This is a genomic window from Kineococcus rubinsiae, assembly GCF_011839805.1.
Classification (GTDB): Bacteria; Actinomycetota; Actinomycetes; order Actinomycetales; family Kineococcaceae; genus Kineococcus; species Kineococcus rubinsiae.
Genome location: NZ_VWPY01000004.1, coordinates 109,843 through 122,997, shown reverse-complemented (window position 1 = coordinate 122,997; position 13,155 = coordinate 109,843). Strand labels below are relative to the sequence as shown.

Below are 13,155 nucleotides of genomic sequence, written 5' to 3'. Positions count from 1 at the left end.
GGCCCCGGGTGAGGATGCACGGGTGAGCTCCGAGCCCGGTCCCGTCCGCACCCGCCGCGGGCGCCCCACCCTGCGCGGGCGCAGCACGGCCGAGCGGCCCCAGGTCCTGCCGTGGCGCGAGGCGGGGCGGCTGCTGCTCCCGCACCTGCTGCCGCACCGGCCCGCGATCGCCGTGGCGGTCGCGCTGTCGCTGGTGAGCGCCGTGACGTCGCTGGCGCAGCCCCTGCTGATCGGCCGCGTCGTCGCGGTCGTCGGCGAGGACGGGGTGCTGCGCCGGGTGGCGGTGCTGCTGGTCGCCGTCGTGCTCGTGGGGGCCGTCGTCGGCGGGTTCCGGCAGTTCCTGCTCGAGCGCGCGGGGGCCGGGGTCGTGCTGGGCCTGCGCACCTCGCTCGTCTCGCGCCTGGCCCGCATCACGGTCGCCTCGCGCGACGCCCGCACGTCCGGTGACCTCCTCTCCCGCGTCGGCAGCGACACCACGGCCCTGTCGGGCGTCGTCACCTCGGGGCTGTTCGACCTGCTCGGGACCCTGCTGACGCTGCTCGGGTCCATCGTGCTCATGGCGCGCATCGACCTGGTGCTGCTCGCGGTGACCCTGGTCGCGGTGTCGCTCGCCGGGGCCGTCATCGGGGTCGTGTCCTCCCGGCTCGGCGGGCTGGAGCTCGTGACGCAGCGGCAGGTGGGGGAGATGAGCTCCTCGGTGGGCCGGATGATCTCCGCGCTGCGGACCATCCGCGCCAGCGGGGCCACGGACCGGGAGCTGGACGTCGTGGTCGCGGCGGCCGGGCGCGCCCGGGCCGCCGCGGTGCGCGCCTCGAAGCTGCGCGCGCTCATCACGCCGGCGCTGCAGATCTCCGTGCAGGGCGCCTTCGTGGCCGTGCTCGGCGTCGGCGGCGCGCGGGTGGCGTCGGGTGCGACGTCGGTCGCCGACCTCGTCACCTTCGTGCTGCTGCTCTTCACCCTGGTCGCCCCGCTGGGGTCCGTGCTGCGGGTCTGGACGGTCGTGCAGGCCGGCCTCGCGGCCCTGACCCGCATCCAGGAGGTCGTCGTCCTGCCCGTGGAGGAGGACGACCCCGCCGTCGTCGGCGCCCCCGTGCGCGACGTGCCCGGCGCGCCGCTGCTCGAGCTCGACGACGTGAGCTTCAGCTACCCCGACGGCACCCCGGCCCTGCGCGGGGTCAGCTTCACCGTCCCCGCGGGGACGCGGACGGCGCTGGTCGGGCCCTCGGGGGCGGGGAAGTCGACGCTGCTGGGCCTGGTCGAGCGCTTCCACGACGTCGACGGCGGGGCGGTGCGCGTCGGGGGCGTCGACGTGCGGGCCGTGCCGCGGGCGCAGCTGCGGGCCCGGCTCGGCTACGTCGAGCAGGACGCGCCGGTGCTGTCCGGCACGCTGCGGGCGACCATCACGCTCGCCCGGCCCGGGGCCGACGACGCCGAGGTCATGGCCGTGCTGGCCGAGGTGGGGCTGACGGAGCTGGTGCAGCGCTCCCCGCAGGGGTTGGACGCCGAGGTCGGGGAGGGCGGGGTGCTGCTCTCGGGCGGGCAGCGGCAGCGGCTCGCGATCGCCCGCGCGCTGCTGGCCCCCGCCGAGCTGCTCCTGCTCGACGAGCCGACGGCCAGCCTCGACGCCCGCAACGAGGCGCTGCTGCGCGACTCCCTCGCGGCCGCCGCGCACCGCCGCACCCTGGTCGTCGTCGCGCACCGGCTGTCGACCGTCGTGGACTCCGACCAGATCGTCGTGGTCGACGACGGCCGGGTGCTGGCGCGCGGCACCCACGCGGAGCTGCTCGACAGCTCACCGCTGTACCGCGAGCTGGCGACGACCCAGCTCCTCGTCTGAGGCTCGGGGCGGTTTTGAGTCCCTGGTCAGGGTGAGGATAGCCTCACCTCATGCATCGTCGATCCGTCCTCGCCGCCCTGGCCGCCTCCGGCGTGCTGGCCACCCTCTCCGCCTGCGGGAGCGACGACCCCGCCGTGGCGGAGTCCCCGGCCTCGACCCCCTCCGCGGGCGCCGCCGGCTCGTTCCCGGTGACCATCGAGCACCAGCTGGGGTCCACCACGGTCCCGGCCGCGCCCACCCGCGTCGTGACCGTCGGCTACAACGAGGAGGACTTCGTCCTCGCGCTCGGCGTGACCCCGGTCGGCAGCCGCACCCCGCTCGGCACCTACGACGCGACGCGCCGCCCGTGGGCCGTGGACCGGCTCCCGGCGGACGGCATCGCCTCCGTCGGCCAGGCCGAGCTGAACTTCGAGGCCATCGCCGCGCTGCAGCCCGACCTCATCATCGGGGCCTACGCGTACCTGCAGCAGGCCGACTACGACAAGCTCTCCGCGATCGCGCCCACCATCGGTGACGTGATCCCCGGCGCGGGCGCCGACGCCGCCGCGGCCGCGACGTGGCAGGAGGAGCTGGCCGTCATCGGGCGCGCGCTCGGGCGGGCGGACGCGGCGGACGCGCTCACCGACGAGGTCGAGGCCGGCTTCCGGGCCGCCGAGGACGAGCACCCCGAGTTCGCGGGCAAGACCGTCAGCGTCGTGCTCTTCAACCAGGGCTACTACCTGCTCGACTCGACCGACCCGCGCGGGGAGTTCTTCCTGCAGCTGGGCTTCGACGAGAACCCGGTCTCGGGGGAGCTGAGCGAGGAGCGGGTCGCCGAGCTCGACACCGACGTCCTCGTGGTGCTCGGGCGCAGCGCGGCGGAGTTCACGGCCAGCGCGGTCGCCGCGCAGCTGGCGGTCGTCACGGAGGGCCGGACCGTCTTCGTGCCGACGTTCGACAGCGACGCCGCCGGGGCGCTCGGCTACTCCAGCCCGCTGTCGCTGCCCTACGCGGTGGAGCAGTTCGTCCCGGCGCTCGCCGCGGCGGCCGACGGGGACCCGGCCACGGTGCCCGCCACCGTCTGAGCCCAGAACCCTCTGAGGAACCCCGAGGGCCCCGCGCCGTCGCCTCAGGCGGCGCGGGGCTCGCCGAGCTTGACGGTCACGACGCCCGCGAGCACGAGCACGCCGCCGAGCAGCTGCACGGCCGCGGGCAGCTGGCCGAGCAGCAGCCACGCGGCCACGACCCCCGCGACGACCTCGAGCAGCGCGACGAACGAGGCGAGCCGGGAGCCGAGGCGGCGGCTGGCCAGCACCCCGGTCGTGTAGGCGAGCCCGGCCGTGACGACGCCCAGGACGAGCAGCGGCACCCACCAGGTGACGGTGCGGTCCGCGTAGGTCACCGCCGCGGTCGTGGCCCGCAGGGGCAGCACCCCGACGGCACCCAGCAGCCCCAGGGCGACCGCGCCCGTCAGCAGCCCGCCGCCGGCGAGGGCCAGCGGTGGCAGGCCTGTCGTGTCGTCGGCGGACAGGACGAAGTAGGTCGTCGCGCCGACCATGGCGCCCAGGGCCCACAGCACCCCGACGGGGTCGAGGTCGGCGCCCGAGAACAGGTCGAGCACCAGCAGGAGCCCCACGGCGGCCAGGGCCGCCCCGGCCAGCGTCACGGCGCCGGGTCGCTGGGCGTGGCGCAGCCAGAGCCAGACGACGACCGCGGCCGGCGCCGTGTACTCGATGAGCAGCGCCGGGCCGACGTCCATCCGCGCGACGGCCGAGAAGTAGCAGAACTGCGCGCCCGCGACGGCCAGCGCGCCGTAGGCGAGGACGGTCAGGGCGTTGCGGCGCAGCGCGGGCCAGTGCCCGCGCAGGCTGACGGCGGCGAACGGAGCGACGACGAGGGCGGCGATCGTGACGCGCACGAGCACCACGGCGCCGGGGCTCCAGCCGGTCGCGAGCAGCCCTCCGGCCAGCGGTCCGGCGCTGCCGAACGAGGCCGCGGACAGGACCGCGAGCACGAGGCCGCTGCCGGTCCGCGAGCGGCCGCGCGTCCCGCCGGCGACGACACCGCCGTCGACGCTCGTCCGCACCGCGTCATGACCGAAGTCGCCCATGAGTGATGACGCTAGGGACGCTGCCGTAAGCTGTCAACATGCTCTTCACCCATGACACGACGACGGCCCTGCAGGCCGCCGTCGACCTGGTGAACACCGCGGAGCCGCCCGACACCCTCACCACCGCCGAGCAGCTCGACGCCTGGTACGCCGGGTTCGGCTACACGGGCCGCCACGAGGGGTCCGCGGCCGAGCTCGCCGCGGTCCGCGACGTCCGGCCGCAGGTGCGCGAGCTGCTCACGAGCGAGCGCGACCACGGCGTCGCGCTGCTGAACCGGGTCCTCGCGCAGGCGGCGGCCGTGCCGCAGCTCGTGCGTCACGACGCCCTCGACTGGCACGTGCACGCCGTCGCCCCCGAGACCGGGCTCGCGACGCGGATCCTCGTCGAGACGGCCATGGCCATGATCGACGTCGTGCGCGCTGACGAGGGCTCGCGCCTGTCGGTCTGCGCCGACGACGGGTGCTCCGGCGTGGTGCTCGACCTGTCCCGCAACCGGTCCCGGCGCTACTGCAGCACCGCCTGCGGCAACCGCAACGCCGTCGCGGCGTACCGCGCGCGCCGGGCGGCTCCCTCCTAGGCTGGAGGGGGTCGAGCCGGGGCCGCGCAGCACCGCCCCGGAAGGACGACCGTGCCCCCCGCGAACCGCCTGCCGCCCGAGACCTTCGCGCTGTCCGACGACCTCGACGTCCCCACGACGACGCCCGGTTCGTGGGCGGAGCTGCAGGACCTGCTGTTCTCCGACCCGTGGCCCGAGGCCGCCGGCCGCTACCACGCGAACCTCGTCCACCGCGGGCTGCCGGACGCCTGCTTCGGGCTGGTCACGTCGATCCAGCGCCTCGGCCGCACGCAGCGCGAAGGCGACTTCCTGCGCAACTTCCGCAAGTACTCCCGGATGCCGTTCCACCGCCAGGACAGCGACTGGGAGTGGCTGACCCTCGCCCAGCACCACGGCCTGCCGACCCGCGTGCTCGACTGGACGTACTCGCCGCTGGTGGCCCTGCACTTCGCGACGGCGGACCCGGCGTTCGCCGAGCGCGACGGGGCGGTGTGGTCCGTCGACTTCGTGCAGGTCCACGAGCGGCTGCCGGAGGAGGTGCGCTCGGCGCTCGCGGGTTCCGGGGGGACGGCGTTCACGGTGGACCTGCTGCACGAGGTCGCGCAGGGCCTCGGCGCCTTCGACGCGCTGGGCACCGAGCCGTTCATGGCCTTCTTCGAACCGCCGTCGCTGGACGAGCGGATCGTCAACCAGTACGCGAGCTTCTCGGTCGTGTCCTCACCCGACGTGCGCCCCGACGCGTGGCTGGCCCGCGTCCGGCCGCCGCTGCTGCGCCGCGTCGTGGTCCCGGCGGCGCTGAAGCCCCTGGTGCGCGAGCGCCTCGACCAGGCGAACATCACCGAGCGCGTGCTGTTCCCGGGGCTGGACGGGCTGAGCCGGTGGCTGACCCGCTACTACTCGTCCCCGCCCCGGGTGTGACCGCCCCGGGTGTGACCGCCCCGGGTGTGACGGCCCCGGGTGTGACGCGGTCCCTCAAGGCTGCACGAGGATCCGCACCGGGTTGCCCTCGTGCTCCTGCAGCTGGCGGATCCCCTCGCCGACGTCCTCCAGCGACACGATCCGGCTCACCGAGCGGGAGAGGTCGAGCCGGCCCGTGGCGAGCATCTTCACCAGGACCCCGATGTCCTCGTTGCGGTAGCCGAGGTGGCCGAGGACCTGCTTGCGGGACAGGTTGAACGCCAGCGTGCTGCCGAGGGAGACCTCCTGCCCGCTGAGCCCGACGCCGATGACGCGGCCGCCCGGGGTGAGCATCGCCAGGCTCTGCTCGAACGTCGCCTTGATGCCGACCGCGTCGAACGCGACGTCCAGCAGGTGCCCGCCGGTGGCGGCGGCGATCTTCTCCCGCAGCTGCGGGTCGCGGGAGTCGAACGCGAAGTCGGCGCCGACGGCGAGGGCCCGCGTGCGGACCTCCTCGTCGAGGTCGACGGCGATGACCGGCACGGCACCGACGAGGCGGGCGAGCTGCACGACGTGGGTCCCGACGCCGCCGACGCCCCAGATACCGACGGCCTCGCCGACGCGGACGCGGGCGGTGTGCACGACGGCGCCGAACGGGGTCGCGACCGCGTCGGCGAGCAGCGCCGCCTGCTCCAGCGGGACGTCGTCGGGGACGCGGGTGAGGCCGCCGGCCTGGGCGACGGTGAACTGCGCCCACCCGCCGTCGTAGGCGAAGGCCATGAGCTGCAGGTCGTTGCAGTGCGGCAGGTCGCCGCGGCGGCAGTGCTCGCAGCGGCCGCAGGGCCGGCCCGCGGCGGGGACGACGCGGTCGCCCACCGCCCAGCCGCCGACCCCGGGCCCGAGGGCCGCGATCGTGCCCGAGGCCTCGTGCCCCTGGGTGACGACCTCGGGGACCGAGGCGCTGGGGAACGTGCCGTCGATCAGGCTGAGGTCGGAGTGGCAGATCCCGCAGAACGCGACGCGGACCAGGACCTGCCCGGGGCCCGGCGTCGGGACGGGGACGTCCTCGACGGCGAACGTGCGGCTGTCGCGGTGGAAGCGCTGCGCGCGCATCGTCGCGGGGACGTCGTTCTCGGGGGTGGTGGTCATGCTCGTCCTCCGGGGTGGGTGCGCTGGGGGTGGGGGTCGGGCGCCGGGAGGCGGGACCAGAACTCCTCGGCGAGGGCGGCGAACTCGGCGGCCCGCTCGATCTGCGGCATGTGGCCGGTGCCGGGGAACACGTGGGTCTCCGCGTGCGGCAGGAGCCGGCGGACGGCGTCGAGGTGGTCGGCGGGCAGGACCAGGTCCTCCGCGCCCCACACGACGAGGGTGGGCAGGTGCAGCGCCGCGACGGCCGGGACGAGCCGCCGCCGCCAGCCGGGACGGACGCCGAGGACGGTGCCGAGGTCGTGCGCGGTCTCGGCCATGACCTGCGGTCCGTGCGGGCGCGAGGCGAGCCGGAACGCGCGCTCGACGCGCTCGGGGGTGACCATCGCGCGGTCGTGGAAGATGCCGCGCTGGTTGCGGCGGGCGGCCTGCAGGCTCGGGGTGAGCAGCCGCTTCGCCAGCGGCCGGACCGCGACGATCCGCAGCGCCCACGTCACCGTGCGGCCGAAGCCCGCGGGGTCGGCCAGCAGGAGGCTGCGGACCCGGGAGGGGATCCGCACGGCCACGGCCTGGGCCACGGCCCCGCCGAGGGAGTTCCCGACGACGTGCAGGGGTTCCTCGACGGCGAGGCCCGTCGCCGCCAGCGCGTCGAGGAACGCGACGACGGTGTCGGCGAGGCGGTCCAGCGTGTTCGGCACGGGCAGCGGGTCGGACTCCCCGAACCCCGCCAGGTCGACGCTGAGGCAGCGGTAGCGCCCGCGCAGCAGGCGGTGCTGCTCGTCGAAGTCCTCGAGGCTGCAGCCGATCCCGTGCAGCATCAGCACCGTCGGCCCGGAACCCTCGAGGCGGTAGCGGACCCGCAGCCCCGTCGGCAGCGTCAGGAACGCGGCCGGGGCGAGGGGGCCGCCGTCCGCCGGCACGTCAGCCACGGGCCCCGCCCGCCCCGGTGGTCGCGGGTTCGCGGTCGCCCGCAGGCGCAGCGGCCGCGGCCCGGGAGAACGTGAGCCCGACGTCGGCGGGGGAGCGGTGGCGCAGCAGGAGCACGTCGCGCGGGTAGTTCTGGTGCAGCAGCCACGGCGTGGTGGAACCCTGCTTCGGCAGCTGGTCCTGGCTGCGCCGCACGTAGCCGGCGGCCAGGTCGATGAGCGGGCTGCGCTCGGGCGTCGGCGGCTCGGCGGCCGTGACGACGTCGTGCCCGCGGCGCTGCATGAGCTTCAGCAGCCGCACGACGTGCTCGCTGACGAGGTCGACCTTCAGCGTCCACGAGGCGTTGGTGTACCCGAGCGCGAACGCGAGGTTCGGCACGCCCGAGAGCATCATCCCCTTGTAGACCACGCACGCCGCGGGGTCGACGTCGCGGCCGTCGACGGCCAGCCGGATGCCGCCGAGGAACAGCAGGTCCAGGCCCGTGGCCGTGACGACGACGTCGGCCGGCAGCTCCTCGCCCGAGGCGAGGCGGATCCCGGTCTCGGTGAAGGTGTCGATGGCCCCGGTGACCACGGAGGCCTTCCCGGCGCGCACGGCCTTGAACAGCTCCCCGCCCGGGACGAAGCACAGCCGCTGGTCCCACGGGTCGTAGGACGGCACGAAGTCGCGGTCGACGTCGTAGCCGGTGGGCAGCTGGGCCGCGACGCGCTCGCGCAGCAGGCGCCGCACGAAACCCGGGGCGCGGCGGCTGAGCTGGAACGTCGCCGTGGCCGCGGCGATGTTCTTCCACCGCACCAGGGGGTAGACCACCTTCTCGGGCAGCCGCCCGCGCAGCCGGTCGGCCAGGGCGTCGCGGCGCGAGAGCGACAGCATCCAGCTGGGAGAGCGCTGCAGCATCGTCACGTGCTCCGCCTCGCCCGCGACCGCGGGCACGATCGTGACGGCCGTCGCGCCGCTGCCGACGACGACGACGCGCCGCCCGGCCGTGACCAGGTCCGCGGGCCAGTGCTGGGGGTGCACGACGGTCCCGGTGAACCGGTCGCGCCCGGGCAGCTCCGGTTCGTAGCCGTGGTCGTAGCGGTAGTACCCGGTGCAGGAGAACAGGAACCCGCACGTGAGCTCGACCGTCTCGGTGCCGTCCTCGGTGGTGCGCTCGACCTCGACGCTCCAGCGGCCCTCGGCCGTGGAGAACTCGGCGCGGACCACGCGGTGGCCGTAGCGGACGAGGCGGTCGACGCCGAACTCCCGCGCGGTGTCCTCGACGTAGCGGCGGATCGAGGGGCCGTCGGCGATGGCCTGCGGCGACGTCCACGGCCGGAAGCTGTAGCCCAGCGTGTACATGTCGGAGTCCGAGCGGACCCCGGGGTAGCGGAACAGGTCCCACGTCCCGCCGATCGCCGCGCGCGACTCCAGGACGGCGAGGCTGCGCTGCGGGGACTCCCGGCGGAGCCGGCACGCGGCGCCGATGCCCGACAGGCCCGCCCCGACGACCAGCACGTCCACGTGCTCTCGTGTCATGGCGTCACTCTTCAACGCCGCGTCGAGACTGTCAACAGGGTGTCGAACGATAGGCTGCGCAGGTGCCCGCCGACCCCTCGCCCGACGTCTCGGCGCCCGCCGTCGCTGCCCCCGACCCCGCCCCGGCAGCCCCGGCCGAGCCGGGCCGCGGCCGGCGCACCCCGCGTCCCAGCGGCGACGACCGCGAGCGCGCGATCCTCGCGACGGCCGAGCAGCTGCTGACCCGGCGCCCCTACGCCGACGTCTCGGTGGACGAGCTGGCCCGCGGTGCGGGCATCTCCCGCCCGACGTTCTACTTCTACTTCCCGTCCAAGGAGGCGGTGCTGCTCGCGCTGCTGGACGCCGTGGTGGCCGAGGCCCGGTTGCGACGCGACACCGCGCTGCGCCACCCCGCCCCCGACCGGGAGGGCCGCTGGCGCCAGGTCATCGCCAGCGTCCAGGAGCCCTTCCGCTCCCACCGCGCCGTCACCCTCGCCGCGGCCGAGGCCCGCGCCTCCAGCCCCGCCGTGCGCGACGTGTGGAGCGCCCACATGGAGCGCTTCGTCGAGGAGGCGGCCGCCGAGATCGACGCCGAGCGCGCCCGCGGCGCCGCCCCGGCCGGGCTGCCCTCCCGCGACCTCGCCACCGCCCTGAACTGGATGAACGAGCGCGTCCTGCACACCACCTTCGCCGGGCACGGCCCCGCCGTCGCCGAGGCCGACGTCGTCGACGTCCTGCTCGGGGTGTGGCTGCGCGCCATCTACGGCGAGCCGCACCCGCGGTAGGGCCCACCCGCGACCGCGGTCGCACCCCAGGAGGCGCCCACGCCCTAGACTCACCGGTCGTGTCCGTCATCTCCCGTTCCGAGGTCGAGCACCTCGCGCGCCTGGCGCGCATCGACATGACCGACGAGGAGCTGGACCGCATGGCCGGTCAGCTCGGCGCGGTCCTCGACGCCGTCGCGCAGGTCGCCTCCGCCGTCACCGACGACGTCCCCGCGACCTCGCACCCGGTGCCCCTGACCAACGTCACCCGGCCCGACGTCGTGCGTCCCGGCCTGAGCGCCGCCGACGCCCTCGCCGGCGCTCCCGCGTCCGAGGACGGCCGGTTCCGCGTGCCCCAGATCCTCGAGGAGGACGCGTGAGCAGCAGCGTGAACGAACTGGTGCACTGGAACGCCTCGCGGCTGTCCGAGGCGCTCGTCGCCAAGGTCGTGTCCTCGGAGGAGGTCACCCAGGCCCACCTCGACCGCATCGCGGCCGTCGACGGCCCCGCCGAGACGGGCGTGCACGCGTTCCTGCACGTCGCCGCCGAGTCCGCGCTGGCCCGCGCCCGCGAGATCGACGCCGACCGCGCGAAGGGCGCCGTCCTCGGAGCCCTGGCCGGGGTGCCGATCGGGGTCAAGGACGTCCTGACCACGCGCGGCATGCCCACCACGTGCGGCTCCCGCATGCTCCAGGGCTGGGTCCCGCCGTACGACGCGACCGTCGTGCGCGAGCTGCACGCCGCGGGGCTCGTCGTCCTCGGCAAGACGAACATGGACGAGTTCGCGATGGGCTCGACCACCGAGCACTCCGCCTACGGGCCCACCCGCAACCCCTGGGACCCGACCCGCATCCCCGGCGGGTCCGGCGGCGGTTCCGCCGCGGCGCTCGCCGCGTTCGAGGCCCCGCTGACCATCGGCTCCGACACGGGCGGCTCGATCCGCCAACCCGCGGCCGTCACCGGCACGGTCGGCGTCAAGCCCACCTACGGCGGCGTCTCGCGCTACGGCCTCGTCGCGCTCGCGAGCTCCCTGGACCAGGCCGGGCCGTGCGCGCGCACCGTCTTGGACACCGCCCTGCTGCACGCCGTCATCGCGGGCCACGACCCGTACGACTCGACCTCGATCCCCGCCGACGTCCCCGACGTCGTGGGCGCCGCGCGCCAGGGCGCCTCGGGCGACCTGACCGGCGTCCGCGTCGGGGTCGTCACCGAGCTCTCCGGCGAGGGCTACGAGGCGGGCGTCACGGCGCGCTTCACCGAGGCCGTCGCGCTGATGCGCGAGGCCGGGGCCGAGGTCGTCGAGCTCAGCCTGCCGAACCTCGTGCACGCGCTGGCCGCGTACTACCTGATCCTGCCGAGCGAGGCGTCGAGCAACCTCGCCAAGTTCGACGGCATGCGCTACGGCCTGCGGGTCACGCCCGAGGGCGAGCACGTGACGGCCGAGCAGGTCATGCGCGCCACCCGCGCCGCCGGGTTCGGCGACGAGGCCAAGCGCCGCATCATCCTCGGCACCTACGCCCTCTCGGCGGGCTACTACGACGCCTACTACGGCAGCGCCCAGAAGGTCCGCACCCTGGTGCAGCGCGACTTCGCGCGGGCCTTCGGCCAGGTCGACGTCCTCGTCTCGCCCACCGCGCCGACCACGGCGTACCGGCTGGGGGAGAAGCTCGACGACCCGCTGGCGATGTACGCCGGCGACGTCGCGACGATCCCCGCGAACCTCGCGGGGATCCCCGGCATGTCGCTGCCCGCGGGCCTGTCCGACGACGGCCTGCCCGTCGGCCTGCAGGTCCTCGCGCCGCAGCAGGCCGACGACCGGCTGTACCGGGTCGGGGCGGCCGTCGAGGCGCGCTTGACCGCGCAGTGGGGCGGACCCCTGCTCGCGCGGGTCCCCGAGTGGAAGGGAGCGACGGCATGAGCGCCGTGGACCAGACGATCCCCTACGACGAGGCCATCGCGCAGTTCGACCCGGTGCTCGGACTCGAGGTGCACGTCGAGCTGTCGACGGCGACGAAGATGTTCTCGGGTGCGCCGACCGAGTTCGGCGCCGAGCCGAACACCCAGGTCGACCCGGTCTCGCTCGGCCTGCCGGGCGCGCTGCCGGTGCTGAACGCGAAGGCGCTGGAGTCCGCGATCCGCATCGGCCTCGCGCTGAACTGCTCGATCGCGAGCTACTGCCGCTTCGCCCGGAAGAACTACTTCTACCCGGACATGCCGAAGAACTTCCAGACCTCGCAGTACGACGAGCCGATCGCCCACGACGGGTTCCTGGACGTCGAGGTCCCGGCCAGCGAGGACGGCACGAAGCCGGCGTTCACCTACCGCGTCGACATCGAGCGCGCGCACATGGAGGAGGACACCGGGAAGTCCCTGCACGTCGGGGGTTCCACGGGCCGCATCCACGGCGCGGAGTACTCCCTCGTGGACTACAACCGCGCGGGCATCCCGCTCATCGAGATCGTGACGCGCCCGCTGACCGGTGCGGGGGACCGGGTGCCCGACGTGGCCCGCGCCTACGTCGCGACGCTGCGGGACCTGCTGCGCGCCCTGGACGTCTCCGACGTGAAGATGGAGCAGGGCTCGCTGCGCTGCGACGTGAACCTGTCGCTGCGCCCGACGCCGCAGGACCCGCTGGGCACGCGCTCGGAGACCAAGAACGTGAACTCGCTGCGCTCGGTCGAGCGGGCCGTGCGCTACGAGGTCGGCCGGCACGCGGCCGTGCTGCTGTCGGGCGCGAAGGTCGTGCAGGAGACCCGGCACTGGCACGAGGACACCGGCCTGACGACGTCGGGCCGGGAGAAGTCCGACGCCGAGGACTACCGGTACTTCCCCGAACCCGACCTGGTGCCGATCGAGCCCGACCCGGCGTGGGTCGAGTCGCTGCGCGCGACGCTGCCGGAACCCCCGGCCGAGCGCCGCCGCCGGCTGACCACCGAGTGGGGCTTCTCCGAGCCGGAGATGCGCGACGTGCTCAACGCGGGTGCGCTGGACCTCGTCGAGGCCACCGTCGCCGCGGGCGCCTCGCCCGCGACGGCCCGCAAGTGGTGGATGGGCGAGCTGGCGCGCCGCGCGAACGTCGAGGGCACCGACCTCTCGGCGCTGCCGGTCACGCCCGCGCAGGTCGCGGAGCTGCAGGGCCTCGTCGACGCGGGCACGCTCACCGACCGCCTGGCCCGCGAGGCGCTCGAGGGTGTCCTGGCGGGGGAGGGGTCGCCGACCGAGGTGGTCGCGTCCCGGAACCTGGCGATGGTCTCCGACGAGTCCGCGCTCATCGCGGCCGTGGACGCCGCGGTCGCCGCGAACCCCGACGTGGCCGACAAGATCCGCGCGGGCAAGGTGCAGGCCGCCGGCGCCCTCATCGGTGCGGTCATGAAGGACATGCGCGGCAAGGCGGACGCGGCCCGCGTGCGCGAGCTGGTCCTGGAGCGCGTCGGCAGCTGA

12 protein-coding genes are annotated in these 13,155 nt (G+C 75.1%); 8 read left to right on the top strand and 4 right to left on the bottom strand.

The features are described 5' to 3' along the window. Nucleotides 1–22 precede the first annotated feature (22 nt). Entirely contained in the window at nt 23–1,837 is a 1,815-nt protein-coding gene (locus F1544_RS04400) for an ABC transporter ATP-binding protein (RefSeq protein ID WP_208971267.1), read from the top strand. A gap of 50 nt (nt 1,838–1,887) precedes the next feature. Continuing rightward, entirely contained in the window at nt 1,888–2,901 is a 1,014-nt protein-coding gene (locus F1544_RS04395) for an ABC transporter substrate-binding protein (RefSeq protein ID WP_167582471.1), read from the top strand. Between the two features lie 44 nt (nt 2,902–2,945). On the opposite strand, the gene F1544_RS04390 is transcribed toward F1544_RS04395, so the two are convergent. Further along, on the bottom strand, nt 2,946–3,926 hold the full coding sequence (locus tag F1544_RS04390; RefSeq protein WP_167582469.1) for an EamA family transporter: 981 nt from the start codon (nt 3,924–3,926) through the stop codon (nt 2,946–2,948). A 38-nt stretch (nt 3,927–3,964) separates the two neighbouring features. Between F1544_RS04390 and F1544_RS04385 the strand changes: the two genes are divergently transcribed. Beyond that, entirely contained in the window at nt 3,965–4,504 is a 540-nt protein-coding gene (locus tag F1544_RS04385) for a CGNR zinc finger domain-containing protein (RefSeq protein ID WP_167582467.1), read from the top strand. Nucleotides 4,505–4,555: 51 nt separating this feature from the next. Continuing rightward, nucleotides 4,556–5,401: an FRG domain-containing protein gene (locus F1544_RS04380; protein ID WP_208971266.1), complete on the top strand. Its 846-nt coding sequence runs from the start codon at nt 4,556–4,558 to the stop codon at nt 5,399–5,401. A gap of 54 nt (nt 5,402–5,455) precedes the next feature. Here the strand turns inward: F1544_RS04380 and F1544_RS04375 are convergent, their stop codons facing one another. Genes F1544_RS04375 through F1544_RS04365 form a run of 3 tightly spaced genes read right to left on the bottom strand, consistent with a single transcriptional unit; the run spans nt 5,456 to nt 8,971 of the window. Then, on the bottom strand, nt 5,456–6,529 hold the full coding sequence (locus tag F1544_RS04375; RefSeq protein WP_167582465.1) for a zinc-binding dehydrogenase: 1,074 nt from the start codon (nt 6,527–6,529) through the stop codon (nt 5,456–5,458). Beyond that, a complete protein-coding gene (locus F1544_RS04370; protein WP_208971265.1) occupies nt 6,526–7,455 on the bottom strand; it encodes an alpha/beta fold hydrolase in 930 nt (309 codons plus the stop codon). The genes F1544_RS04375 and F1544_RS04370 overlap by 4 nt, the downstream gene beginning before the upstream one ends. After that, complete coding sequence (locus tag F1544_RS04365) at nt 7,448–8,971, bottom strand: flavin-containing monooxygenase (protein WP_167582463.1); 1,524 nt, start codon at nt 8,969–8,971, stop codon at nt 7,448–7,450. Before F1544_RS04365 ends, F1544_RS04370 begins: the two co-directional genes overlap by 8 nt. 62 nt (nt 8,972–9,033) lie before the next feature. On the opposite strand from F1544_RS04365, the gene F1544_RS25730 reads away from it, so the two are divergent. Genes F1544_RS25730 through gatB form a run of 4 tightly spaced genes read left to right on the top strand, consistent with a single transcriptional unit; the run spans nt 9,034 to nt 13,155 of the window. Continuing rightward, a complete protein-coding gene (locus tag F1544_RS25730; protein ID WP_167582461.1) occupies nt 9,034–9,735 on the top strand; it encodes a TetR/AcrR family transcriptional regulator in 702 nt (233 codons plus the stop codon). Nucleotides 9,736–9,794: 59 nt separating this feature from the next. After that, nucleotides 9,795–10,094, top strand: coding sequence for an Asp-tRNA(Asn)/Glu-tRNA(Gln) amidotransferase subunit GatC (gene gatC, locus F1544_RS25725; RefSeq protein ID WP_167582459.1), 300 nt, complete (start codon nt 9,795–9,797; stop codon nt 10,092–10,094). Further along, entirely contained in the window at nt 10,091–11,632 is a 1,542-nt protein-coding gene (gatA, locus tag F1544_RS04350; RefSeq protein ID WP_167582457.1) for an Asp-tRNA(Asn)/Glu-tRNA(Gln) amidotransferase subunit GatA, read from the top strand. Before gatC ends, gatA begins: the two co-directional genes overlap by 4 nt. Continuing rightward, nucleotides 11,629–13,155, top strand: a complete 1,527-nt coding sequence (gene gatB, locus F1544_RS04345; RefSeq protein ID WP_167582456.1) for an Asp-tRNA(Asn)/Glu-tRNA(Gln) amidotransferase subunit GatB — start codon at nt 11,629–11,631, stop codon at nt 13,153–13,155. The genes gatA and gatB overlap by 4 nt, the downstream gene beginning before the upstream one ends.